This window comes from Acidovorax temperans, assembly GCF_028596105.1.
GTDB classification, from domain to species: Bacteria; Pseudomonadota; Gammaproteobacteria; order Burkholderiales; family Burkholderiaceae_C; genus Acidovorax; species Acidovorax temperans.
Window position 1 is genome coordinate 1078772 of record NZ_CP117193.1, and the last position, 23867, is coordinate 1102638.

Sequence of the window (23867 nt, forward strand, 5' to 3'; positions counted from 1 at the left end):
CCTTTGGGGGCTGCGGCTTATGGATAAACCCGGATACCCAATTGTCACCAATTGTGCCACTCTGTGGGCATGGCTGTGGTCAGTGGTGCAGTCCCGTTCACATTCAGGAGCCCCATGGTTTTCGTCAAAACGCAGGCAGGTCAAGAAGCATTGAAAGATCGGCACGGTGGCCTGTCGTCCAGGCAACGCTCTGCGTTCATCTTGTTCGATGGCAAGCGCACCCTGAGCGAGGTGCTCGCCGCCACCGCCGCCATGGGCATCACCCAGGACGATGTGCAGACCATGATTGCCCAGGGCCTGCTGGCCCCGGCCGGTGGGGCTTCACTGCCGCCGGCGGCCGACCAGGGTGGGGGCGGTGTCACTCCCCCGGCGGCAGAGTCGGGTTCGGGTGAAACTGCCCGGCCCTCACAGCAGCGCTACAAAGACGCTTACCCGGTGGCCACATCCATGACCGCTGCCATGGGCCTGCGCGGTTTCCGGCTCAATCTGGCGGTTGAATCTGCCTCCAGCTTTGAAGACCTGGCCGCCTTGGCCCCCAAGATCAAGGAAGCCGTGGGAGAAGAGAAGTACGAGCCTTTGCGCAAGGCCCTGTTTGGCTGAGCGACGGCGTTGCTCGCCGGCATCGCCTGAATGCTCTGCCCCATGAAAAAAGCCAACCCGATGGGTTGGCTTTTTAGCGTTTGGCGAAGTGCGCGTGCGGCTCAGCGAACCTTCAGCAGTTCCACATCAAACTTCAGCGTGGCGTTCGGGGGGATCACGCCGCCAGCGCCGCGGGCGCCGTAACCCAGGGCTGCGGGGATGATCAGCGTGCGCTTGCCGCCAATCTTCATGCCCTGCACGCCTTCGTCCCAGCCCTTGATGACCATGCCAGCGCCCAGAGAGAACTCGAACGGGTCGTTGCGGTCGCGGCTGGAGTCGAACTTGGCGCCTTGCTCACCGTTGTTGTACAGCCAGCCGGTGTAGTGCACCGACACGTTGTTGCCCTTGGTGGCTTCGGCGCCTTCGCCCACAGTGGTGTCTTCGTATTGCAGGCCAGAGGCGGTGGTGGTGAGGGCCATGGTATGTCCTTTGCTATTGAAATGGTAGCTAGTGGCGCTTGCTGGACAAGCGCTAGAGGGTGTTTTTGCTGAAAAAGGCTGCCCGCGATGGGGCAGGTGTTTGTTCAGGCGGCTTTCTTGGCCCGGCCGGCGACCCAGCGGGTGGCAAAGGCCTGCACATCGTTCAGCCGCTTGAGCAGGTCGGCCCCGGCGGCGGTCACCGTGTAGCCATCGGCGCCATGGTCCAGCAGGCCAGCTTCACGCAGTTCCTTGATGCGGGTGTTCAAGGTGTTGGGGGTGATGCCGCCCACGCTGTCTTGCAGCAGGCGGAAGGTTTGGGGGTGCCCGTCGCGCAGGGCCCACAGCACGCGCAGCGCGTAACGGCATTCGAGCCGTTCGAACAGCTGGTGGATGGCGGCGTTTTCTTTGGAGCTCATGGATGCTTCTCCTTGCGCGAGGTATTGGATCGGTTATTTGGGAGCAGGGCGCCGGGGCGGCCCGCCAATGCGCTCAGACTATAGCGCGGAACCCATTTTGCTACAAGTTTGGTAGCTCACGAGGCAATGTGCATATGCCATAGACCGGTGATTTTGTGGCTTGTTTTTTGCAGGGTTTGGCAGGGCGCTGGGCCCCCGTGCAGGGTGATTTCGCCCCTGGTTAGGGTGTGGCGCGAAGGCTACGGTGGGTTCTCGCCCGCCGATGCGCTTGCCAGGTGTTTCACCAGCAACTGCGCTGCCGGAGAGAGGGCTTGCTCGTCGCGGTAGCAAATCGCAAACCGGCGCTGTGCCCACGCATCGCTGAGCGGCACGATGCGCACCGGGGCCGTCTGCGCAAAAGGCACCGCCACCTCGCGTGGCACCACGCTGATGGCCAGGTTGGCCCGCACCACGCGCAGGGCCGCGTCAAAGTTGGACACCAGCACCCGGTGGGCCAGCGTCTTGCCTTCCACCGCAGCCGCGCGGGCCAGCAGCACCTGTACCGCGCTCAGGGCGGGCATGCTCACAAATTCGTAACCCAGCACATCGGCAAAGCGCACCGTGGGTAGCTGCGCCACAGGGTGCGATGCGTGGGCCACGATGGCCAGGTGGTCGCTGCGGTAGTTGCGCGTTTGCAGGCCGCTCAGGTCGGCGGCATCCCAGCAGATGCCGATGGACGCGCTGCCCTCGCGGATGCCCTGCACCACGTCGGGGCTCACCCGCTCTTCCATGCTGATCTGGATGCTGCGGTGGGCCGGGTCTTGCAAGAACGCCGCCACATCATCGGCCAGCGATTCGGCCATGACCGAGGCTGTGACCAGCATGCGCACGTGGCCCCGGGTGCCGGTGGCATACGCGGCCATGTCGCGCTCGATCTGCCCCGCGCTGGCCAGCATGGTGCGGGCGTGCTCCAGCAGTGTTTCGCCCGCCGGAGTGGGCACCACGCCCCGGCGCTTGCGCAGCAGCAGGGGCGTGCCCACGGTGTCTTCCAACTGGGCCAGCCGCTTGCTGATGGCCGAGCCCACGATGGACTCCTGCTCGGCCACCCGCGCAATGCTGCGCTGGTCGCACACGGCGGCAAACAGGCGCAGGGTTTGCAGATCAAGATCGCGCATGGGTTGTGATATTCCTTTCCGGAATCATAAGAGTTCCAAAATTGATTTTCTGATTCAAAACGGAATTTCTAGAATCACCTGCATGCTTCCAACGCTTTCGGAGACAGCCCTGTGAACCCATCTTTACCCGGCGGGCCCGTGTCCCCCATGACGGCCACTGGCCCCACCCACGCCGTGGTGCGCGAAGTCGGCCTGCGCGATGGCCTACAGAGCATCGCCCGCGTGCTGCCCACCGCCCAGAAGATCGAGTGGGTGAATGCCGCCTACGCTGCCGGGCAGCGCGAGATCGAGGTGGGCTCTTTCGTTCCTCCCCGCCTGCTGCCCCAGCTGGCCGATACGGCCGAGGTGCTGGCCCACGCGCGAACGCTGCCGGGCCTGCGCGCCTCGGTGCTGGTGCCCAACCTGAAAGGGGCCGAGCGCGCGCTGGAATGTGGCGCGCACCTGATGGTGGTGCCCCTATCGGCCAGCCACGCGCACAGCCTGGCCAACCTGCGCAAGACCCCCGACGAGGTGGTGGCCGAGGTGGCCCGCATCCGCGCTGCCCGCGATGCGGCCGGCAGCGCCACGCTGATCGAAGGCGGTGTGGGCACCGCCTTTGGCTGCACCTTGCAGAGCGAGGTGGCCGAGAGCGAAGTGCTGCGCCTGATGCAAGCCCTGCTCGACGCCGGTGCCGACCGCGTGAGCCTGGCCGACACCGTGGGCTTTGCCGACCCGGCCAGTGTGCAACGCCTGTTTGGCAAGGCCCGCGCCCTGGTGGGCGACCGGCTGGCCTGCGCGCACTTTCACGACACGCGCGGCATGGGCCTGGCCAATGCCTACGCCGCCTGGCAAACCGGCATCACCCGCTTTGACGCCTGCCTGGCGGGCATTGGCGGCTGCCCCCACGCGCCCGGTGCCAGCGGCAACGTCACCACCGAAGACCTGGAATACATGCTGCAGCGCATGGGCGTTGCCACGGGTGTGGATGTGCCCGCGCTGCTGGCGCTGCGCCATCGCGTAGCCGACTGGCTAGCAGGCGAGACACTGCACGGCGCCCTGTGGCAGGCGGGCCTGCCCCGCCACGCACAGCCCACCCTGGCCGCCGCAGCGGTTTGAATTCTGTATTGTTCGCCCATGACAAGTACCACCTCTTCTTCCCCGTCCGAATCGCCCAAATCGTCCGCAGGCCCCTTGCCCCTGGCGGGCCTGCGGGTCGTTGAATTCACCCACATGGTCATGGGACCCACCTGCGGCATGGTGCTGGCGGATTTGGGGGCCGAGGTCATCAAGGTTGAGCCCGTGGAAGGCGACCGCACCCGGCACCTGCTCGGCGCGGGTGCGGGCTTCTTCCCCATGTTCAACCGCAACAAGAAAAGCATTGCGCTGGACCTGCGCAACCCCGAAGGGCTGGAGGTGGCCCGCAAACTGGCCGCATCCGCCGACGTGGTGGCGCAAAACTTCAAGCCCGGCGTGATGACCAAGTACGGGCTGGATTACGCGGCGCTCTCGCAGCTCAACCCCCGCCTTATCTACGTGAACCACACGGGCTTTCTGGCCGGGCCGTACGAGCACCGCACCGCGCTCGATGAAGTGGTGCAGATGATGGGCGGGCTGGCCTATATGACGGGCCGCCCCGGCGACCCGCTGCGCGCAGGCAGCAGCGTCAACGACATCATGGGCGGCATGTTTGGTGCCATTGGCGCCATGGCCGCGCTGATGCAGCGCGGCATCACCGGGCGCGGGCAAGAGGTGGACTCGGCCCTGTTCGAGAACAACGTCTTTCTGGTCGGCCAGCACATGATGCAGTACGCCGTGACGGGCCAACCCGCCGCCCCCATGCCCGACCGCATTTCCTCGTGGGCGCTGTACGACGTGTTCACCGTCAAAGATGGCGAGCAGATCTTCCTGGCCGCCGTGAGCGACGCGCAGTGGGTCACCTTCTGCGACGCCATGGGCTACGCTGACCTCAAGGCCAACCCGCAGCTCACCACCAACAACGACCGCGTGCGCGCCCGCCCCACGCTGATGCCCGACCTGCGCCAACGCCTGGCAAACCACAGCGCGGCCGAGCTGGCCGCCATTTTTGAAAAGCACGGCCTGCCGTTTGCCCCCATTTCGCGGCCCGAGCAGTTGCTGGACGACCCGCACCTCAACGCCACCGGCGGCCTGGCCGACATCACGCTGCCCGACGGCGAGCGCGCCGGGCAAACCGCCCGCACCACGCTGCTGCCCCTGGCGATGGATGGCCAGCGCCTGGGCGTGCGCCTGCAGCCCCCGGTGCTGGGCCAGCACACGGCGGCTTTGATGCAAGAGCTGGGCTACACGCCCGAGCAGGTGCAAGCGCTGCAGCAGGCAGGTGCCGTGGCCTGACAGGCACAACGAGCACAACGGGCAGGTAGAGCCCTGCCAGCCCCAGATTCACAACTACAACGGAGACCAGACCATGACCACACCCCCCTTCCAACCCAAAGGCTCTGGGCACCCCGGTGCAGGCGACAGCGAAGCATCCTTCGCACTGACAGCTCCCGCCCGGCGCCGCGCCCTGTGCTTTGGCGCGGCTGCCTTGGGCGCTGCAGCGCTGGCACCCGTGGGCCTGGTGCGGGCCCAGAGCCTGGGCGACCGGCCCCTGCGCATCATCTTGCCGCTGTCTGCGGGCTCGGGGGCCGATGGTGCCATCCGCGCCATCAGCAACAGCCTGGCCAAGGCGCTGGGCCAACCGGTGGTGATCGAAAACCTGCCCGGCGCGGGCGGCATCACCGGCACCACGCAGATCGTGCGGGCGCATGAACCTGCTCGCCGCCTTTTTGCAGCCGCGCAAGTTCCTTTTCGGGATGGGATGCTAGGCGCGGTGAGCAGTGGATAGCACCGCTATCCACAAACGCCGCAACGCCGCAGACCGCCCGAAAAGGCACTTGCCCGCAGGGTTGGAGTGAAATCGGGCGATTGAACGCCCCGGCTGCTTGCATGGGCACGAGCCCATGCGGCGCATCCGGAGCATCCACTCATCCCGATTGCGCTCCAACGCGGCTGTAAAAAGGCGGCGAGCAGGTTCTGGGACGGTTCGGTGATCGGGGTGGTGTCGAACAACCATGTGGTCAACCCCAGCGTGTACAAAAGCATTCCATTCGATTCGCTGGTCGACATCACGCCCATCACCATCATCGGGGCCACGCCCTTTGTGCTGGTAGCGCACCCTTCCGTGCCGGCCAAGAACGTGCAGGAGCTGATCGCCTACGCCAAGTCCAAGCCTGGGGTGCTCAACTACGGCTCGTCGGGCAACGGCACCATCCTGCACCTGGGCGCGGCCATGTTTGTGGACCAGGCCAAGCTCGCCATTCAGCACATTCCCTACAAGGGCATGGGCCCGCTGATGAACGACGTGCTGGGCGGCCAGGTGCAACTGGCGGTGGTGGCCGTGGCCCCTGCGGCGGCGCACATCAAGTCGGGCGCGCTGCGGGCCATGGGCGTGACGACCAGCACGCGCGTGCCTTCGCTGCCCGGCGTGCCAACCATTGCCGAGCAAGGCCTGCCCGCCTACGAGCTGGACGGCTGGATTGCCCCCGTGGCCCCCGCCGGCCTGCCCAAGACCGAGCTAGCCCGGCTGTACAACGCCTTCAAGGCAGCAATGGAGATGCCCGAAGCGCGCGATGCGCTCGTCGCCCAGGGCTACGAAATCAAGCTCACCCCGCCCGATGCCGCCGCCGCCTTCTTCCGCAGCGAAGCGGCGCGCATGGCGCAGGTGGTGAAAAACGCCAACGTGAAGCTGGATTGAGCGGTTCTTAAAGCCTTTTAGGCCTCCAGCGCTTATCTGGCAAGCGCTGGCAGCTATGAAAAAGTGAGCTAACGGTACGGTCACCGCAGCAAGGCGGTGGCGCGGCCGCCTTGGCGGCGCAGGCGGAACACGGCCACGGCCTGCACCAGCTCGCGCGCCTGGGTGCTCAGGCTGCCGGCCGCGGCGGCGCTTTCTTCCACCAGGGCAGCGTTTTGCTGCGTGGCCTCGTCCATGCGCACGATGGCCTGGGTCGCGTTCAGCATGTCGTTGGTCTGGCTGCTGCTGGCATGGCTGATTTCCTGCATCAGCTCGCTCACGCTGCGAATGGACGACACCACCTCCGCCATGGTGCCACCGGCGTTGTGGGCCAGCTCTGAACCTGCCTGCACCCGCTCCACGCTGGCCTGGATCAGGGTCTTGATCTCTTGCGCGGCGCCCGCGCTGCGCGTGGCCAGGTTGCGCACCTCGCTGGCCACCACGGCAAAGCCTCGACCTTGCTCGCCCGCACGGGCGGCTTCCACGGCCGCGTTCAGCGCCAGGATGTTGGTCTGGAAGGCAATCGAATCGATCACGCCGGTGATGTCGGCAATGCGGCGCGAGCTGTCCTGGATGCCTTGCACCACCTGCACCATCTGCTCCACCACCGCGCCGCCACGCTCGGCCACGGCCGAGCCATTGCGGGCCAGGTCGCTGGCGCGCTGGGCAGTGGCAGCGTTTTGCTGCACCGTGGTCTGCAGTTGCTGCATGGACGCCGCGGTTTCGTCCAGCGAGCTGGCCTGCTGCTCTGTGCGCGCGCTCAGGTCGGCATTGCCCTGCGCAATTTCGGCGCTGGCGCTGGCCACACTCTCGGCACTGCTGCGCACGCCCGCGACCACGTTCTCAAGGTTGTCCTGCATGGCCTTGAGGGCCTGCAGCAGCCGGGCGGGCTCGTCCTGCCCGTCCAGCGGAATGTCCGAGGTCAAATCGCCCGCCGCCACCTTGTGCGCAACGGATACCGCCTCGCGCAGTGGCCGCACCACCGAGCGCGTCAGCACCAGACCGGCCAGCACGCCTAGGCCCGTCACCAAGCCCAGCGCCACCAGGCTGCTGACCAGCGCGTTGCGCGCATCCTGCGCGGCCGCCTGGGCAATGGCGGCGCTGCTGGCGGCCACTTGCTCGCTCAGCGCCGTGAGCAGCTTGGCAGGGCCCTGGTCGATGTCGGCCACGTCGGCATCGCCCGCTGCGGGCACAAAGCCGAGCGACTGGAACACCTCAAACCCCTTGCGATAGCCCTGTGCCATCTGCGCGTGGGCGTCGGTGAATTTCTGCAGAGCGGCACGTTCGTTGGCGTCGCTCAGTTGCGGCTCCAGCGCACGGGCGGCGTCGGCCACGCGCTTTTCGCTGGCCTGGAAGGCAGCCCAATGCAGCTCGCGCTTGCGCGAGTCTTCGCCGCGCAGCAGCGTGTTCTTCCACTCCAGCACCTGGGTCTTGAACTCGCTTTCCATGCGGCTCACGGCGCGCTCTTGCGCCACGCGTTGCAGCACGGTGCTGTCGTAGGTGCCCAGCGTGCGGTACAGCGTGGCAATGCCAAACAGCGCTGCGCCCAGCAACAGGGCCAGCACCAGGCCCAGGGCCGTGGCCATGCGTGCACCGATGGAGTGGTTGGACAGTTTCATGGGTCAACTCTGTGAATCAAGGGGCGCTGGCCCCGGCATTGCGCGGTCTGGCGCCCAGAGCAGGGCGATCAGGCTTTGAGCTTGAGCAGGTACACCATCACGCGTGCGGTGGTCAGGTCCAGCTCCACGAATTCGTTCAGGTCCTTGCCCGACAGCCACGAGGCTTCCCAGCGGTTTTGCTTGAGGGTTTGCTGCCAGCTTTCGTGGTGCGTGGCCTGTTCCACAGCGGCCAGCAGCTCGGCGGTGCGGGCAGGGCTCACGTCCTTGCCGGTGAACACACCGCGCCAGTTGGCCATCACCGCGTCAATGCCCTGGTCCTTGAAGGCGGGGATGCCAAAGGCGTTGCGCCGGGCCGAGACGCCCACAGCCCGCAGCTTGCCCGAGGCCAGCGCGTCGCTCAATTCGCTGTAGCCCGACAGGCCCACGGCCGCGTCGCCTTTGAGCAGCGAAGCCACCACCTCGGGCCCGCTGGCAAAGGGGCGGTACACCAGCGCCTCGGGCTTGGCCTTGGCCGCACGGGCCAGCACGCCGGCGTAGATGTGGTCCACGCCCCCGGCCGAGCCACCGGCCACCGGCAGGGCGGCCAGGTCGGTGCGCATGGCATTGGCCAGGTCCTTGCCCGTCTTGATGGAGGAGGCGGCGGGCACGGCCGCGATGAGGTAGTCGCTGGTCAGGCGGGCCAGGGGCTGGATGTGGCCCATGTCCACCGCCGGCTTTTGCAGGGCCACGGCGCCCACCATCACCATGCCGCCCATCAGCAGGGTGTTGGCATCGCTACCGTATTTTTCCGCGTACTTGGCCAGGCCAATGGTGCCGCCCTTGCCGCCGATGTTTTCATACTCCACCTGGTCTGCTGCGCCCACAGCCTTGAGGGCGGCGCCCAGCGCACGGCCTGTCTGGTCCCAGCCGCCGCCAGGGTTGGCGGGAATGACGATGCGCAGCGTGCCCGCCACCTTGGCCGCCTTGGCGGCAGGCGCGGCTGTGCGGGCTGCCGTGGCTTGCGCCAGGGCTGCAGGTGCCAGCGAGGTCAACATGGAGGCCAAAGCGGCACTGCGGGCGAGGATCTGTCTGCGTTGCATGTGAAATAAACCTTGGGTGGGGTGTGAATGCCGCGCCGGGCGCCATCAACACGAATCATGGGTAGGGGGCGGGCACGGTGCGCTGCATTCTGTCTCCCAACGATGACAGCTCAAGCCCTGGCCAGGTCATGCGGTGGCCGCACCGAACGCCTGGATGTTTTTGTAGTGCCGGTAATACTGACTTGCAAAACTGTCAATTGGCTGTCCGGCGGATTAGGGTATGCCCTGAATCCGAAGCGCCCTGGTGGGACTTGCAACGGTGTTCTGTGGGACGCAGCCGGGCCATGAAATGCTGTGCCTGCGCGCAGGGCTGGCACCAGTCTCATAGTGTTTTGCTATGAAAATAGTAGCTGCTGGCGCTTATCTATCAAGCGCCGGGGCGCATTTTGGCTTCAAGCGGTTGGCCGTGGCGATGCCGGTGCCGGGGGCGCCAGAGCCAGGCACAAAAAAGCCCACCGGCCTGTGCAAGGGCGGTGGGCTGTAGAGGCTGTACCAGGGCGGGCTGTGGCTGGCTGCCCGTGGCTGCTCTCAAAGGGCTGTTACAGCGAATCGATGAAGCTGCGCAGCTTGTCCGAGCGCGAGGGGTGCTTGAGCTTGCGCAGCGCCTTGGCTTCTATTTGGCGAATGCGCTCGCGGGTCACGTCGAACTGCTTGCCCACTTCTTCCAGGGTGTGGTCGCTGGTCATTTCGATACCAAAGCGCATGCGCAGCACCTTGGCTTCGCGGGGGGTCAGGCCATCAAGGATGTCCTTGACCACATCGCGCAGGCCGGCCTGCATGGCGGCTTCGATAGGGGCGGTGTTGGCACCGTCCTCGATGAAGTCGCCCAGGTGGCTGTCGTCGTCGTCCCCGATCGGCGTTTCCATGGAGATCGGCTCCTTGGCGATCTTCATGATCTTGCGGATCTTGTCCTCGGGGATTTCCATCTTGGCCGCTAGGATGGACGCATCGGGCTCAAAGCCAAACTCTTGCAAGTGCTGGCGGCTGATGCGGTTCATCTTGTTGATCGTCTCGATCATGTGCACCGGGATACGGATGGTGCGCGCCTGGTCGGCGATCGAGCGGGTGATGGCCTGGCGAATCCACCAGGTGGCGTAGGTCGAGAACTTGTAGCCACGGCGGTATTCGAACTTGTCCACCGCCTTCATCAGGCCGATGTTGCCTTCCTGGATCAAGTCGAGGAACTGCAGGCCACGGTTGGTGTACTTCTTGGCAATCGAGATCACGAGGCGCAGGTTGGCCTCGATCATTTCCTTCTTGGCATCGCGCGAGGTGGCTTCACCTTCGTTCATGCGCTTGTTGATGCCTTTGAGCTCGGCCAGTGGCACAACCACGCGGGCTTGCAGGTCGATCAGCTTTTGCTGCAGGTCCTGGATGGGCGGAATGTTGCGGCCCATCACGGCAGACCAGGGCTTGCCAGCGGCGGCTTGCTTCTCGACCCACTGCAGGTTCAGCAGGTTGGGAGGGAATTCCTTGATGAACGTCTCTTGGGGCATGCCGCACTTGTCCACGATGATGCGGCGCAGCTCACGCTCCTTCTTGCGCACATCGTCCACCTGGCCGCGCACCATGTCGCACAGCTTCTCGATGGTCTTGGCGGTGAAGCGGATGGTCATCAGCTCTTCCGACAGGGCGGCCTGGGCCTTCATGTAGGCCGGGGTGCCGTAGCCTTCCTTGTCATAGATCTTGTGGATCTTCTCGAACAGCTCGCGCAGCTTGTCAAAGCGCTCCAGCGCCTGCTTCTTCAGCTCTTCGAGCTTCTTGGTCAGCGCCTTGGAGCCGCCCTTGCCGTCGTCATCGTCGGCTTCGTCGAATTCGTCGAAGTCTTCTTCGGCCACATAGTCGTCGGCCTCGTTGGGGTTGGAGAAACCGTCCACGATGGTCGAGATGACGACCTTGCCTTCGCGGATCTCTTCGCCCATGTTCAGGATTTCGGCGATGGTGGCGGGCGATGCGCTGATCGCTTCCATCATGGCCATCAGGCCGCCTTCGATGCGCTTGGCGATTTCGATTTCGCCTTCGCGGGTCAGCAGTTCCACCGTGCCCATTTCGCGCATGTACATGCGAACCGGGTCGGTGGTGCGGCCGAATTCCGAGTCCACGGTCGAGAGCGCGGCTTCCGCAGCTTCTTCGGCTTCTTCTTCGGTGGCGCCGGCGGGGGCGTTGTCCGTGATGATCAGCGCTTCGGCGTCAGGGGTCTGCTCGTACACCGCCACGCCCAGGTCGTTCAGGGTGGTGATAACGGCTTCGAGGGTTTCGGCATCGACCAGCTTGTCGGGCAAGTGGTCGTTGATTTCTACGTGCGTGAGGTAACCGCGGGTCTTGCCCAGCTTGATCAGCGTCTTCAGGCGCGAGCGGCGCTTTTGCAGGTCTTCTTCGGACAGGACGGTTTCGTCCAGGCCGAATTCCTTCATCAAGGCGCGTTCCTTGGCCTTGCTGATCTTCATGCGCAGTGGCTTGACCTTTTCGACCGTGGCTGCTGCTTCGGTGGACTCTTCGACTTCGCCTTCCAGATCGGCTTCGATGTCGGACAGGTCGGCGTCGTCGCCCACGTCATCGCTGGCAGCTGCGGCCTTGGGCTTGCGGCCACGCTTGGCGGGGGCCTTGGCTTCGCCACCAGCAGCGGCTGCCTTGGCAGGGCGGCCGGGCTTTTTCTTGGGGGCTTCGGCGGCAGAGGTTTCCTCTTCGGCGGCAGGAGCGGCCTTGGCGCGCGCAGGCTTTTTCTTCAGCAGTTCGTCGGCGGCTTTTTTCAGCTCGGCTGGGCTTTTGTACACAGTCTGGACTTCTTTCGTGGTCGCTGCGGCCTTGGCGGGGGCTTTGGCAGCGGTTTTGGAGACAGCCTTGGCGGCGGTGTCTGGAGCAGTCTTGGGCGGCTTCGCGGACTTTTGAGCGGGCATGAAAAACCTCAGATTCAAAAACTGACACAAAGAAAACGCTAACGAACGCCGCAGATCCCGGCGCGGGTGGCAACGCCAAAGCAGTACGGCTTGGCGTTTTGAGGGGAGACCCTCAGGGGCAAGATGTCTGGGCGATCATTTGGTGTGCAGTCCTTGCGATAAGTGGGCCTATCCGCGCTGAGGTGCGCGCGTGTCAGGGGGCCCGGCTCGGAGGTGCTGCTGTCGCTCTTGCCGATGAACCCTACATTATACCAAGAGGGGTGAATTTCAAGGGCTTTTGCGGCCGTATTGGCGCGGATGCGGCCGTTATGTGGCTTTTTGGTTTCGCGCGCAGTGCTTTGGTGCTTCTCAGATTGGCCCCGGCCAGGGCCGTGCGCAGGCGCTGATGTGTTTATTTGGGCGCTGGCGGTGCCACCACCGCTTTCAGGGCGCGCGAACGCGCATCCAGTTCGCGCCAGCGGTTGAGGTCGCCGCTGGCCAGGGCGTATTGCAGCTGTTCCTTGAGCTGCTCGATCTGGATGCGGGCCAGGAGGTCGGTCAGTTCGGACCGCAGCTCGGCTTCGTCGCCTTCGGTTTGCGCATGGGCGCCAGTCATGACCTTCACGGCCACGGCCTCGCACTCGTGTCCGCGCAGACTTTCGCGCAGCACGGCCCAGGGCTGGGGGCCATGCTCATGAAACTGTGCCTCCAGCCACGCAAACAGGGGGCCGTGCGGCGCAGGCTGTGCGCACAGCGCGGTGTGGTCTTCTTGCGCCAAATGCTCCAAAAAGCCCATGTGAGACAGCAGCAGGCGTGCGGCATGGTCTACCCGGCTTGCCATGGGCGTGGCGGGCAGGCGGGGCTGGGGCGGCCAGGGGCTGTCATCGCGCTTTTTCCATGGGCCCTTGCCTTTCCAGTCGCCTTTGCCCTTCCAGTCTCCGCTCTTGCGGTAGGGCGGGCTGGTGGATGGATAGGCGCTGCCGTAGGCCGCGTCGTAACCGGCATCGGGGCTGCCTTGCCAGGGTGGGGCGCCGTCTGCGCCAGCGCCCCACGGGGAATCGTCGGTGGGGTGGGGCTGTGCATGGGCAGCGTGCCCTGCGCCCGCACCAGCAGGAGCGCGGCGGTGCGTGTCGTGGGCCGATGCCTGGCTCCACAAGGCCGCCAGGTCGTTGGCGGGCAGTTGCGTGAGCTGGGCCAGCTCGCCCAGCAGCTGGCGGCGCAGCACGCCGTCGGGCAGGGCAGACCACAGGGGGCGGGCGTTGCTGGCCATGTGGGCGCGGCCCTCGGCGGTGGCCAGGTCGCAGCCGTCGCTGGCTGCTTCGACGAGGAAGCGGCTCAGCGGCATGGCCTCGGCAATGCAGCGGGCGAAGGCGTCGGCGCCGTGCTCGCGCACATAGCTGTCGGGGTCGTGCTCGGCTGGCAAAAACAGGAACTTGATGCTGCGCGTATCAGTGGCGTGGGGCAGGGCACCATCGAGCGCCTTGCGCGCGGCGCGGCGGCCGGCAGCATCGCCGTCAAAGCTGAACACCACGGCATCTGTAAAACGCAACAGCTTTTGTACATGCTCGGGCGTGCAGGCGGTGCCCAGCGTGGCCACGGCGTTGGGAAAGCCCAGTTGGGCCAGGGCCACCACGTCCATGTAGCCTTCGGTCACCAGCGCGTAACCCGCCTCGCGGATGGGCGTGCGGGCCTCAAACAGACCGTAAAGCTCGCGGCCTTTGTGGAAGACCGGGGTTTCGGGGGAATTGAGGTACTTGGGTTTCTCGTCGCCCAGTACGCGGCCGCCAAAACCGATGCATTCGCCCTTGACGTTGCGAATCGGGAACATCACCCGGTCCCGGAAGCGGTCGTAGCGCTTGCCGCCGTCTTCCTCGTTGACGATGACCAGGCCGCTTTCTTCCAGCAACGGGTCGTCGTACGCCGGGAACACGCTGGCCAGGCTGCGCCAGCCCTCGGGGGCGTAGCCCAGGCCATAGCGCTTGGCCACATGGCCTGACACCCCCCGCGCCTTGAAATAGCCAATGGCGCGCTGCGACTCGCGCAGGTGGCGGCGGTAGGCATCGGCAGCTTTTTCCAGCACATCGGTCAGCGTGGCCTGCTTTTGGCGGGCGGCGGCGGCGCGTTCTCGGTCTTGGGGGGAGATGTCATCGTCAGGCACCTGCAGGCCCACGCTCTGGGCCAGGTCATTCACCGCTTCGATGAAACCCATGCCCGCGTGGTCCATCAGAAAGCTGATGGCGTTGCCGTTCTTGCCGCAGCCAAAGCAGTGGTAGAACTGCTTGGAGGGACTCACGCTGAACGAGGGCGACTTTTCCCCGTGAAAGGGGCACAGTCCCATGAAGTTGGCGCCCCCTTTTTTGAGCTGCACATAGCGGCCCACGATATCGACCACGTCGACGCGCGAGAGCAACTCCTGGATGAACGACTGGGGGATAGACACGCGCGTATTTTCCCCCATGGCTGGCCGCGGCAGAGCGGTTACAAACCAAAGACCCGGCCGCCGCTGCCCAGCGCATCGACGCGGGGCTTTTCAGCGCCCTGTCAGCCGGGGGCGCTGTAATGGCCCATTCCCTGTTTTCAGCCTGAGGATGGATGTGATGACTTCGAAGTACGACCAGCACCTGCCACGCAACCCCGCCAACTTTGCGCCGCTGTCGCCCCTGGGCTTCATCCAGCGCACGGCTGAGGTGTACCCCGAGCGCCTGGCCATCGTGCACGGCAGCCTGCGGCAGACCTGGAGCCAGACCTACACCCGCTGCCGCCAGCTGGCCAGTGCACTGCAGCGTGCCGGCATCGGCAAGAACGACACCGTGGCCGTCATGCTGCCCAACACACCGCCCATGGTCGAGGCCCACTTTGGCGTGCCTATGGCCGGCGCGGTGCTCAATGCCCTGAACACCCGGCTGGACCCTGAAACCATCGCCTTCATGCTGGACCATGGTGAAGCCAAGGCCGTGATCGTGGACCCCGAGTTCAGCGGCACCATGGCCAAGGCGCTGGCCTTGCGCCAGGCCACCACGCCGCTGCTCATCGTGGAAGTACAAGACGAGCTCTACGGCGCGCCCGCGCAGGCGCTCCATGGCACCGACTACGAAGCTTTTTTGGCCAGTGGCGATGCGCAATTCGCCTGGGAACTGCCCGCCGACGAATGGGATGCCATTGCCCTGAACTACACCAGCGGCACCACCGGCAACCCCAAGGGCGTGGTCTACCACCACCGGGGTGCGGCCACCAACGCCATCAGCAACGTGCTGGAGTGGGACATGCCCAAGCACGCGGTGTACCTGTGGACCTTGCCCATGTTCCACTGCAACGGCTGGTGTTTTCCGTGGACGGTGGCGGCCCGCGCGGGTGTGAACGTGTGCTTGCGCCGGGTGGAAGCCCAGGCCATTTTCGATGCGATCCGCACCCACGGTGTCACGCATTACTGTGGCGCGCCCATCGTGCATGGCTTGCTGGTCAACGCCCCTGATGCGATGAAGGTGGGTGTGCCCGCGGGTGTGAAGGCCATGGCGGCAGGCGCTGCGCCACCGGCCTCGATGATCGAAGGCATGGAAAAGATGGGGTTCGACTTAACCCATGTGTACGGCCTGACCGAGGTGTACGGCCCCGCCACGGTGTGCGCCAAACACGAGGCCTGGAACGACCTGGATATTGGCGAGCGTGCGCGCCTCAACGCCCGCCAGGGCGTGCGCTACCACCTGCAGCGCGACGTGCGCGTGCTGGACCCCGAAACCATGCAGCCCGTGCCATGGGACGGCGAGACCATGGGCGAGATCATGTTCAAGGGCAACATCGCCATGAAGGGCTACCTGAAGAACCCCAAGGCGACCGAAGATGCCTTTGCGGGCGGCTGGTTCCACAGCGGCGACCTGGCGGTGCAGTACCCCGACGGCTACATCAAGATCAAGGACCGCAGCAAGGACATCATCATCTCGGGCGGCGAGAACATCTCGTCCATCGAGGTGGAAGACGTGCTCTACCGCCACCCTGACGTACTGGCCGCCGCCGTGGTGGCCAAGCCCGACGCCAAGTGGGGCGAAACGCCCTGCGCCTTCGTGGAGCTAAAGGCCGGCGCCACCGCCACGCCGGAAGACATCGTGGCCCACTGCAAGAAGCACCTGGCCGGCTTCAAGGTGCCGCGCGCCGTGGTGTTTGGCGAGTTGCCCAAGACCAGCACCGGCAAGATCCAGAAGTTCGAGCTGCGCAAGCAGGCCGGCTCGGCCACGGCGATTGACGTGTGAGCATGTGGGGGCCTGTCTGGGAACAGCCTGCCGATGATGGCTGCATGAAGGCATGACAGCGCCTGTGTCTTACGGCTCCCTGTTCGTTTCTCTGTTGGGCGGACTCGGGTTGTTTCTGCTCGGGATGACCATGCTCACCGATGGCCTCAAGCTGGCGGCTGGCCGGGCGCTGGAGCGCATGCTGGAGGCCTGGCGCGAACTTGGCTGCATGGGCTGTTCACGGGTGTTTTGCTGACGGCGCTGGTGCAATCTTCCACGGCCATGACCGTGGCGGCCATTGGTTTCGTCAACGCCGGGCTGCTGAGTTTCACCTCGGCGCTGTGGGTGGTGTTCGGCTCCAACTTCGGCTCCACGGTCACTGGCTGGCTGGTGGCGTGGCTGGGCTTCAAGCTGAAGATTGATGCGTTTGCCCTGCCGTTCATCGGCATTGGCATGGCGCTCAAGCTCACGGGCGAGGGCTCGCGCCGTGGCGCACTGGGCATGGCGGTGGCCGGGTTTGGCCTGCTGTTTCTGGGCATCGACATGCTCAAGCAGGGCTTTGAGGGGCTGGGGCCGCAGGCGTTGCCCTCGCTCAGCGGCGATGCCGCAGGCGTGGCCCTGTCGGTCTTGGTGGGTGTGCTGCTCACCATCGTGCTGCAGGCCTCCTCGGCCACATTGGCCCTGGCGCTCACAGCCGTGGGTGGGGGCATGATGCCTGTCGAGGCGGGGGCTGGCATCGTGGTTGGCGCCAACGTGGGCACCACGCTCACCGCCATCCTGGCTGCGATTGGCGCCACCTCCAACGCCCGCCGCTTGGCGGCCGCGCATGTGCTGTTCAACGTGCTGACGGCCGTGGTGGCGCTGGCGGTGTTCTCGCCGCTGCTGGACCTCATCCATGCGTTGGGCGTCTGGCTCACGGGCAGTGGTGATGCCGTGATGCAGCTGGTGCTGTTCCACAGCCTGTTCAACTTGCTGGGCGTGCTGCTGATGCTGCCGTTGTCGGCACCGCTGGTGCGCTTTCTGCTGGCACTGGCGCGCAACGCCACGCCCGCCCATGCGCAGGGCGATGTTCGCCTGGCCCTGCAACTGGGCACGGTGGAGCATTTGCAGCGCGCCATCGGCGCGTTTGTCAGTGAGGTCAGCCGCCAGCAGATGCACCGCGATGTGTCCGCGCAGTTGCCAGAGCTGTTGCGCATTGCCACGCACTTCGACACGCTGGCGCGCGTGATGCACCACATCGGCCAGCAGCGCCCTGTGCCTGGGACGCACCCAGGCATTGAGAACCTTGTGCAGCCTGTGTTTGATGCAGCGCGGGCCTTTTTTGAAGCCGCCGACCCCGAATCGGCCAATGCCCCCGCGCAGGCTGGCGGCCCTTGGCTGACCCTGGAGGCGCGTGACGCGTTCGAGGATGCGTACCAGATAGCCAAGGCGGCTTTGCCTGAGCTATCGACGCTCAGCCATGGCGCACCCACCCGGCCCGCGGCCGAGTCTGACAGCGGGCGAAGCGTCGAGTCTGCGGAGTAGTCCATTGGCGCAAAGGTGCTTGATTGCTATGGTTTTCATAGCTGTTGACGCTTTGTGGTGGAGCGCTACAGGCCATTTCTATTCAAAGCCTTGGTTTCCGTGAGTCACGGCCGCCCCCCGCCCGGCAGCCTGGTGGTGCGAGCGGACCCTCAGGCGCGCACGGGGCCGGGCTTGCGGTCTTGCACCACAAACCGGGCCAGGGTGTGGGCGCTGCTGAGCGGGTCCAGGGGGTTGTCCACCGCGCGCAGGGTGGTCGTCCATTGCTCTGGGGTGATGTCTGCCAGCCCATAGCCCCGCTCTTCGCTGCGGGCCAGCAGCACATGCGGGTTGTGGCGGGCAATGGCGTCCACCTTGTCTTGCGTGGTGCCCGCGCGTGAGCTGATGGACGTGCCGCAGAACTCGCTGGCCAGCACATCCCGGTCGCCGCCAGCACCTGGTGCGTGCACGTTGCACACATAGTTTTGGTGAATGTCCCCGCCCAGCAGCACGGTGTTGCGCGGGCTGTGGCGCTGAACGGATTGCAGCAGGCGTTCGCGCGCTGCAGGGTAGCCATCCCACCCGTCGGTGGCCACCTGGCCGCTGGGGTAGCGGCGGGGCGAGAACAGGGTTTGCTGGGCCAGCACGCTCCAGCGGGTGTGGTCGCTCTTCGCGTCTGCGGCCAGGCCGGCGTCCAGCCACTGCTCTTGGGCAGGGCCCAGCAGGCTGCGGGCGGGGTCTGCCAGTTCGGTGCAGTCGGCAGGGCGTACGCTTCCCGCGTTGGTGGCGCCGGGTTTGCGGCATGCCTGCAGGGCGCGGTATTGGCGGTCGTCCAGCAGGTGCAACTGGGCGAGCCGCCCCCAGGGCAGGCGGCGGTATATCTGCAGCCGGTCGAACTGCGCTCCCGCCAGGGCCGTGGCACGCAGGGGCATGTTTTCGTAGAACGCCTGCCAGGCTGCAGTGCGTTGGGCCAAGAATGCCGAGGCGTCGGCCTGGGCGTTTGCGCCCCCTGCATAGTCGTTTTGCACTTCGTGGTCGTCCCAGGTCACGGCCCAGGGGCAGGCGGCGTGGGCGGCCTGCAGTGCGGGGTCGCTCTTGTGCAGGGCGTAGCGGTCGCGGTAGTCGGCCAGCGTGGTGGCATAACGCAATGTGTGGGTGCGGGCCAGGCCCTCGGTGTTTTTGGGCGTGGCGTATTCGTAGATGTAGTCGCCCAGAAACAGCACCAGGTCGGGCTGGTCGTTGCAGACATGGTGCCAGGCGGCGTAGTGGCCATGCTCCCACCGCTGGCACGACGCAAACGCCACGCGCAGGCGCCCCGGCAGTGCATGCAGGGCGGGGGCGGTGCAGGTGCGGCCGGTGGCGCTGGTGGCCTGCCCCAGCATGAAGCGGTAGTGGTACCAGCGGCCCGGCTCCAGCCCGCGCACTTCTACATGCACGCTGTGGTCGCGCTCTGGTGCTGCGGTGGCCTGGCCCTTTTGCACGATGCGCGCAAATCCTTCATCGTGAGCCAGCTCCCAGTGCACGGTTTGGGCAGGCAGGGGCTCACCGGGTGAGGGCAGCAACCGCGTCCACAGAACCACGCTATCGGGCGCAGGGTCGCCGCTGGCAACTCCCAGTGCAAAAGGGTTGGCAGCCTGAGGGGCGGGCTGCAACCATGCCCACCGGGGTAGAGCCGTGGCCGCAGCCGCCAGGGCGGCATGCTGGACCCACTGGCGGCGCTGCATGGGCATGGACAACGGGCTTGTGAACGCGGGGAGCGCCGGGGCTGCGTCAGGCCGCCATCACGCGGTTTTTGCCCGAGCGCTTGGCCAGGTACATGCTCTTGTCAGCACGCTGGAGCGCATCCATGCTGGTTTCGCTGTCGTGCAACTGGGCCACACCAGCGCTGAAGGTGATGAGGATTTTTTCGCTGCCCTGCAGGAAGAAGCGCGTGGTCAGCTCACGTTGCAGGCGGGTCATGGCAGCCACGCCGCTTTCTACATTGGTGTCTGGCAGCAGCAGCACAAACTCTTCACCGCCATAGCGGGCCAGCAGGTCTTGCGGGCGCATCACCTCGCGGGTGACCTGGGCCAGGTGCACCAGGGCAGCGTCGCCCACGGTGTGGCCCAGTCGGTCGTTGATGCTCTTGAAGTTGTCGATGTCGAGCAGCGCCAGGCACAGCGGGCTGCCCAGGCGGCGCGAGCGTGCAATCTCGCGCTCCATGGCTTCGTCAAGACCCTTGCGGTTGAGGGTGCCTGTCAACGGGTCGTGCCGTGCCTGGGTGCTTGCACGTTCGAGTTCCTGTTGCAGCCGCGCCACTTCGGCGTGCTTGGCGTCGGTGCGTTCGCGCAAGTCCTGCAGCTCGGTGTGGGTGAGTTTGGTGTCCAGCGCCATGGCGCGGGTGGCTGACATCACCTCGGCCAGCACCGGGGCAATTTCCTGCAGGCTGGAGGCCTTGCCGATCAGGTCGGCGCAGCGTTCCATGGTCTCGTGATACGTGGTGCTGGAGGCCGTCATCTGCGCCAGGCGTTCGATGAACGTGGCCAGCATGTCCTTCATCTGCTCCTGGGCTTCGGCGGCGCGCGCCTTGGCTTCGGTCTGTTTGAAGATCACGTCCTTCAGGCGCAGTTGCACATCGTCCAGGCGCCGCAGCGTCAGCGGTGGGGTAGAGGCCGCCATGAGCGATTCGGCCTGCCCGCGCAGCCAGCGGTCGTCCACACTGAGTACTGCGATGTTTTCAAAAATCATGTGCAGCAACTGCAGCAGGCTGGCGCGGATGGCGGCCTGATCCTCCGTGGCAAACGAGAGCCGGTAGGTGAAGTTGCTGAGCATGAGCTGCACGGTAGACAGCGGCGGATCGGGCTCGCGCAAGAAGGTGATGAGCTGCGTCGCCATGTCATGCACCCGGGCATCGTCTTCGCCCAGTGCTGGCAGCGTGTTGTCAATCAGCCGCGCGAGTGCCTCGGCAAAGTCAGCAGGAAGAATGTGCACTGCCGCAGGTTCGCTCACCACAGGCGTGGCCGCCACAGGGCTGAGCCCCAGGTTGGCGTAGCCCACCAGCACGCTTTGCAGTGCCGACCAGTCTTTGGTGGCGATGGCTCTTTCAAATTGGGTGAGAAGCCGTTTTTGCCCCGGGGTTTGCGCAGGCAGCACGCGCTGGATGCTGCTTAGCTGCGCATCCGGAAAGGGCTGGAAGCTGCGGCTGCCCGCAATTTCGTCGTAAATGGCGAGGTAGTTGTCCGGGGTGGGTGCCAACCGGCGGGTGGCCAGTTGCTTGAGCGTTTCACGCGCGATTTCGTAGGGGGGACGGTCTGCCATGTGCGGACACCAGTATCAAGGACAACGGGGTGCCCGAGTGTGACACAGCCCAGCCGTTAGCGCCGCCCTTTGTAGCGGCTGGGCCGCTTACCAGCGTCAGTTCACCATCACCAGCTTGCCCATCACCCCGCGTGAGCCCATGTGGGCGTAGGCCTGGGGCAGCTGCGCCATGGGCATGGTGCGGTCAATCACCGGCTTGATCTTGCCTTGACCGTACCACTGGGCCAGCTCGGCCATCATGGCCGCGTTGGCCTTGGGCTCGCGCTTGGCGAATTCGCCCCAGAACACGCCCACGATCGATGCACCCTTGAGCAGCGCGAGGTTGAAGGGCAGCGCTGGAATCGGGCCCGATGCAAAGCCCACCACCAGATACCGCCCCCGCCAGGCGATGGAGCGGAAAGCCGGTTCGGCAAAGTCGCCCCCGACGGGGTCGTAGATCACATCAGGCCCCTTGCCATCCGTCAGGGTCTTGATGGCCTCGCGCAGGTTTTCCTTGCTGTAGTTGATGGTGGCATCCGCACCGATGGAGGTGCACAGCGCGCACTTTTCATCGCTGGACGCCGCGGCAATCACGCGGGCACCCAGGGCCTTGGCGATTTGGATGGCGGCCGTGCCCACGCCCCCGGCAGCGCCCAGTACCAGCACGGTTTCGCCGGCCTTGAGTTGGGCTCGGTCTACCAGCGCATGGTGTGAGGTCGCGTAAATCATGATGAATGCGGCAGCATCTACCGCCGGAAACCCGGGGGGCAGCGGCATGCACAGCGCGGCTGGGGCAATGGTGTGCGTACCAAAGCCGCCAGTACCAGACAGGCAGGCCACGTTTTGGCCCACCTGCAGGTGCTTCACCCCCTCACCCACTGCGACCACGCTGCCTGCGTATTCGGACCCGGGCACGAAGGGCAGGGGGGGCTTCATCTGGTACTTGTTCTGCACGATCAGCAGGTCTGGAAAATTCAGACTGGCTGCCTTGATTTCGATGAGAACCTCGCCCGCCTGGGGTGTGGGGGTGGGCAGTTCGGTCCAGGTCAGCGCTTCAACGCCAGTGGGGTTGGTGCAAAGCCAAGCGTGCATGGGGTGCGTCTCCGTTGATCTTGTGTGAAATCAAATGATAGGTGGGCGTGCTGTGCGTCGATGTCCCACGAGCGACGTGGGTGTGGTGTGATCTATCGGGGGCTGGCTGCATCGGTTGATCAGCGTCTGCTGCGCAGCGCTGGGCGGCAGCGCCGATGAGATGCCCACCCTACAATTCGCCTCATTCAGCACCAGCAACCCATGAAAATTCTCCTCTCCAACGACGACGGCTTCCAGGCGCCCGGCATTGTGGCGTTGTACGGGGCGCTCAAAACACTGGCAGACGTTGAGGTCGTGGCTCCAGAGCACAACAACAGCGCCAAGTCGAACGCCTTGACCTTGCATTCGCCGCTGTACGCGCACCAGGCGGCCAACGGCTTTCGTTATGTGAATGGCACCCCGGCAGACTGCGTGCACATTGCGCTGACGGGGCTGTTGGGCTACCGGCCCGATTTGGTCGTGTCTGGCATCAACAACGGTGCCAACATGGGCGATGACACCATTTATTCCGGCACTGTGGGCGCTGCCATGGAGGGGTATCTGTTTGGTATCCCGGCGATTGCGTTCTCGCAGGTGGACAAGGGCTGGGGAGAGATTGAGTCTGCGGCCGCAAAGGCGCGTGAAATAGTGCAGCAGCTCATGGGTAACCGTTTGGTGAACCCTGCGCAGGCTTCAGACGCTGCGCCGTGGTTGCTCAACGTCAACATCCCCAATATGCCTCTGGAAGCGCTCAAGCCGCTGAAGCTGTGCCGCCTGGGCCGCCGCCATGCAGCGGAGCGGGTGATTGTTCAAGACAGCCCACGCGGCGAGAAGATGTACTGGATCGGGGGGGCGGGAGCCGCCAAGGACGACGCGGAGGGCACAGATTTCCACGCAACGGCGCAGGGGCATGTATCCATGACCCCCCTGAAAGTGGATCTGACCGATCACGACAACCTTGGTTACTGGGCGCAGACTGCCGCGCGCATGCAGGCCTCTGTCGCGGTCGAGGGCGTTCGCTGATGCAGCGGCGCCCTGGCTTTCCGGCCAAACTGCCAGGGTCTGCGACAACCCCTGCGGGAGCGCCCCCTCAAAGATCTGCAGCCTTGGGCGCCAGACCCATCGCTGCCATGGCTGTGGGCGTAGGGTTGGATTCGGCGGCCGTTCGGGCGCGAATGGTCCAAAAGCTGGCAGCTGGGGGGGTGACTTCACCCCAGGTGTTGCAGGCTATGGGCCAGGTGGAGCGCCACAGGTTTGTGGACAGTGCCTTAGGCAACCAAGCCTATGAAGACACCAGTTTGCCCATCGGCATGGGCCAAACCATCTCCAAACCCAGCATCGTTGCCCGCATGTGTGAACTGTTGCTCGGCGCCGAAGTCGCACGTACGGCTGAGCTTGGGAGGGTGCTGGAAATAGGCACGGGGTGTGGTTACCAGGCGGCTGTGTTGAGTTTGCTGGCCCGCGAGGTCTACACACTGGAGCGAGTTCGTAGCCTGCACGAGAAAGCGCGTGACAACCTGCGCCCTTTTCGGCTGGCCAATGTGCACCTGATGTTCGGCGATGGAATGCTCGGCTACTCCAGCGGGGCGCCTTACTCCGCCATCATCGCCGCAGCCGGGGGGGATTCTGTGCCCCAGGCTTGGTGCGATCAGTTGGCGGTGGGTGGACGACTCGTCGCGCCAATGGCTGTCGCCGGTGGCCAGCAAATGTTGCTTGTAATCGACAAAAGTGCGCACGGTTTGAAACAAAACGTGCTCGAACCCGTTCATTTTGTCCCCCTAAAATCGGGGATTGCCTAAAGGGAATTG

The 23867-nt window shown here is 65.2% G+C and carries 18 protein-coding genes and 2 pseudogenes; 10 read left to right on the top strand and 10 right to left on the bottom strand.

The genetic code is table 11. The features are described 5' to 3' along the window. Window positions 1-114: 114 nt before the first annotated feature. On the top strand, window positions 115-600 hold the full coding sequence (locus PQV96_RS05055) for a hypothetical protein (RefSeq protein WP_273624763.1): 486 nt from the start codon (window positions 115-117) through the stop codon (window positions 598-600). Window positions 601-701: 101 nt separating this feature from the next. Here PQV96_RS05055 and PQV96_RS05060 read toward each other — a convergent pair whose 3' ends face one another. The 3 genes from PQV96_RS05060 to PQV96_RS05070 all read right to left on the bottom strand — a co-directional run bounded on the left by PQV96_RS05060 (window position 702) and on the right by PQV96_RS05070 (window position 2628). Then, window positions 702-1058, bottom strand: a complete 357-nt coding sequence (locus tag PQV96_RS05060) for an FKBP-type peptidyl-prolyl cis-trans isomerase (protein WP_044399919.1) — start codon at window positions 1056-1058, stop codon at window positions 702-704. Window positions 1059-1162: 104 nt separating this feature from the next. After that, window positions 1163-1474, bottom strand: a complete 312-nt coding sequence (locus PQV96_RS05065; protein ID WP_044399922.1) for a winged helix-turn-helix transcriptional regulator — start codon at window positions 1472-1474, stop codon at window positions 1163-1165. Between the two features lie 239 nt (window positions 1475-1713). Beyond that, on the bottom strand, window positions 1714-2628 hold the full coding sequence (locus PQV96_RS05070; protein WP_207374197.1) for a LysR family transcriptional regulator: 915 nt from the start codon (window positions 2626-2628) through the stop codon (window positions 1714-1716). A gap of 147 nt (window positions 2629-2775) precedes the next feature. Between PQV96_RS05070 and PQV96_RS05075 the strand changes: the two genes are divergently transcribed. The 4 genes and pseudogenes from PQV96_RS05075 to PQV96_RS05090 all read left to right on the top strand — a co-directional run. Then, window positions 2776-3723, top strand: a complete 948-nt coding sequence (locus PQV96_RS05075) for a hydroxymethylglutaryl-CoA lyase (RefSeq protein WP_207374211.1) — start codon at window positions 2776-2778, stop codon at window positions 3721-3723. Window positions 3724-3741: 18 nt separating this feature from the next. After that, window positions 3742-4977 (top strand): CaiB/BaiF CoA transferase family protein, encoded by a 1236-nt coding sequence (locus PQV96_RS05080; RefSeq protein ID WP_207374196.1) that lies wholly within the window; start codon window positions 3742-3744, stop codon window positions 4975-4977. Window positions 4978-5170: 193 nt separating this feature from the next. Next, window positions 5171-5389, top strand: a pseudogene (locus PQV96_RS05085) (tripartite tricarboxylate transporter substrate-binding protein); the annotation flags it as partial. A gap of 273 nt (window positions 5390-5662) precedes the next feature. Then, window positions 5663-6379, top strand: a pseudogene (locus PQV96_RS05090) (tripartite tricarboxylate transporter substrate-binding protein); the annotation flags it as partial. Between the two features lie 80 nt (window positions 6380-6459). On the opposite strand, the gene PQV96_RS05095 reads toward PQV96_RS05090, so the two are convergent. The 4 genes from PQV96_RS05095 to dnaG form a co-directional block, all read right to left on the bottom strand. After that, window positions 6460-8034 carry a methyl-accepting chemotaxis protein gene (locus PQV96_RS05095; protein ID WP_207374195.1) on the bottom strand — a complete coding sequence of 525 codons (1575 nt, stop codon included), beginning with the start codon at window positions 8032-8034 and terminating at the stop codon, window positions 6460-6462. 68 nt (window positions 8035-8102) lie between these two features. After that, window positions 8103-9113: a Bug family tripartite tricarboxylate transporter substrate binding protein gene (locus PQV96_RS05100; RefSeq protein WP_207374194.1), complete on the bottom strand. Its 1011-nt coding sequence runs from the start codon at window positions 9111-9113 to the stop codon at window positions 8103-8105. Between the two features lie 539 nt (window positions 9114-9652). Further along, window positions 9653-12010, bottom strand: coding sequence for an RNA polymerase sigma factor RpoD (gene rpoD / locus PQV96_RS05105; protein ID WP_066788296.1), 2358 nt, complete (start codon window positions 12008-12010; stop codon window positions 9653-9655). A gap of 391 nt (window positions 12011-12401) precedes the next feature. Then, the gene (dnaG, locus tag PQV96_RS05110; protein ID WP_207374192.1) at window positions 12402-14429 is read right to left on the bottom strand and encodes a DNA primase; all 2028 of its coding nucleotides are present in this window, start codon (window positions 14427-14429) and stop codon (window positions 12402-12404) included. 157 nt (window positions 14430-14586) lie between these two features. Here dnaG and PQV96_RS05115 point away from each other — a divergent pair, with 157 nt between their 5' ends. The 3 genes from PQV96_RS05115 to PQV96_RS05125 all read left to right on the top strand — a co-directional run bounded on the left by PQV96_RS05115 (window position 14587) and on the right by PQV96_RS05125 (window position 17736). Then, window positions 14587-16233, top strand: a complete 1647-nt coding sequence (locus PQV96_RS05115; protein WP_207374191.1) for an acyl-CoA synthetase — start codon at window positions 14587-14589, stop codon at window positions 16231-16233. A 64-nt stretch (window positions 16234-16297) separates the two neighbouring features. Then, a complete protein-coding gene (locus PQV96_RS05120; RefSeq protein ID WP_242638162.1) occupies window positions 16298-16468 on the top strand; it encodes a hypothetical protein in 171 nt (56 codons plus the stop codon). Between the two features lie 8 nt (window positions 16469-16476). After that, on the top strand, window positions 16477-17736 hold the full coding sequence (locus PQV96_RS05125) for a Na/Pi cotransporter family protein (protein ID WP_273624764.1): 1260 nt from the start codon (window positions 16477-16479) through the stop codon (window positions 17734-17736). Window positions 17737-17885: 149 nt separating this feature from the next. On the opposite strand, the gene PQV96_RS05130 is transcribed toward PQV96_RS05125, so the two are convergent. The 3 genes from PQV96_RS05130 to PQV96_RS05140 all read right to left on the bottom strand — a co-directional run bounded on the left by PQV96_RS05130 (window position 17886) and on the right by PQV96_RS05140 (window position 22080). Then, complete coding sequence (locus PQV96_RS05130) at window positions 17886-19442, bottom strand: alkaline phosphatase D family protein (RefSeq protein WP_273624765.1); 1557 nt, start codon at window positions 19440-19442, stop codon at window positions 17886-17888. A gap of 40 nt (window positions 19443-19482) precedes the next feature. Continuing rightward, window positions 19483-21009: a GGDEF domain-containing protein gene (locus PQV96_RS05135; RefSeq protein ID WP_273624766.1), complete on the bottom strand. Its 1527-nt coding sequence runs from the start codon at window positions 21007-21009 to the stop codon at window positions 19483-19485. A gap of 96 nt (window positions 21010-21105) precedes the next feature. Then, window positions 21106-22080 (bottom strand): NADPH:quinone oxidoreductase family protein, encoded by a 975-nt coding sequence (locus PQV96_RS05140; protein WP_273624767.1) that lies wholly within the window; start codon window positions 22078-22080, stop codon window positions 21106-21108. 201 nt (window positions 22081-22281) lie between these two features. Here PQV96_RS05140 and surE point away from each other — a divergent pair, with 201 nt between their 5' ends. Together surE and PQV96_RS05150 are read left to right on the top strand one after the other, a co-directional pair. Continuing rightward, the gene (gene surE / locus PQV96_RS05145) at window positions 22282-23082 is read left to right on the top strand and encodes a 5'/3'-nucleotidase SurE (RefSeq protein ID WP_207374187.1); all 801 of its coding nucleotides are present in this window, start codon (window positions 22282-22284) and stop codon (window positions 23080-23082) included. Further along, window positions 23082-23858 carry a protein-L-isoaspartate(D-aspartate) O-methyltransferase gene (locus PQV96_RS05150; RefSeq protein WP_207374186.1) on the top strand — a complete coding sequence of 259 codons (777 nt, stop codon included), beginning with the start codon at window positions 23082-23084 and terminating at the stop codon, window positions 23856-23858. Before surE ends, PQV96_RS05150 begins: the two co-directional genes overlap by 1 nt. Window positions 23859-23867 lie beyond the last annotated feature (9 nt).

What these genes read in the sequence shown, in the direction of transcription:
- PQV96_RS05055 (WP_273624763.1), top strand. Translation starts at nt 115, where the DNA reads ATGGTTTTCGTCAAAACGCAGGCAGGTCAAGAAGCATTGAAAGATCGG.
- PQV96_RS05060 (WP_044399919.1), bottom strand. Translation starts at nt 1,058, where the DNA reads ATGGCCCTCACCACCACCGCCTCTGGCCTGCAATACGAAGACACCACT.
- PQV96_RS05065 (WP_044399922.1), bottom strand. Translation starts at nt 1,474, where the DNA reads ATGAGCTCCAAAGAAAACGCCGCCATCCACCAGCTGTTCGAACGGCTC.
- PQV96_RS05070 (WP_207374197.1), bottom strand. Translation starts at nt 2,628, where the DNA reads ATGCGCGATCTTGATCTGCAAACCCTGCGCCTGTTTGCCGCCGTGTGC.
- PQV96_RS05075 (WP_207374211.1), top strand. Translation starts at nt 2,776, where the DNA reads ATGACGGCCACTGGCCCCACCCACGCCGTGGTGCGCGAAGTCGGCCTG.
- PQV96_RS05080 (WP_207374196.1), top strand. Translation starts at nt 3,742, where the DNA reads ATGACAAGTACCACCTCTTCTTCCCCGTCCGAATCGCCCAAATCGTCC.
- PQV96_RS05095 (WP_207374195.1), bottom strand. Translation starts at nt 8,034, where the DNA reads ATGAAACTGTCCAACCACTCCATCGGTGCACGCATGGCCACGGCCCTG.
- PQV96_RS05100 (WP_207374194.1), bottom strand. Translation starts at nt 9,113, where the DNA reads ATGCAACGCAGACAGATCCTCGCCCGCAGTGCCGCTTTGGCCTCCATG.
- rpoD (WP_066788296.1), bottom strand. Translation starts at nt 12,010, where the DNA reads ATGCCCGCTCAAAAGTCCGCGAAGCCGCCCAAGACTGCTCCAGACACC.
- PQV96_RS05115 (WP_207374191.1), top strand. Translation starts at nt 14,587, where the DNA reads ATGACTTCGAAGTACGACCAGCACCTGCCACGCAACCCCGCCAACTTT.
- PQV96_RS05130 (WP_273624765.1), bottom strand. Translation starts at nt 19,442, where the DNA reads ATGCCCATGCAGCGCCGCCAGTGGGTCCAGCATGCCGCCCTGGCGGCT.
- PQV96_RS05135 (WP_273624766.1), bottom strand. Translation starts at nt 21,009, where the DNA reads ATGGCAGACCGTCCCCCCTACGAAATCGCGCGTGAAACGCTCAAGCAA.
- PQV96_RS05140 (WP_273624767.1), bottom strand. Translation starts at nt 22,080, where the DNA reads ATGCACGCTTGGCTTTGCACCAACCCCACTGGCGTTGAAGCGCTGACC.
- surE (WP_207374187.1), top strand. Translation starts at nt 22,282, where the DNA reads ATGAAAATTCTCCTCTCCAACGACGACGGCTTCCAGGCGCCCGGCATT.
- PQV96_RS05150 (WP_207374186.1), top strand. Translation starts at nt 23,082, where the DNA reads ATGCAGCGGCGCCCTGGCTTTCCGGCCAAACTGCCAGGGTCTGCGACA.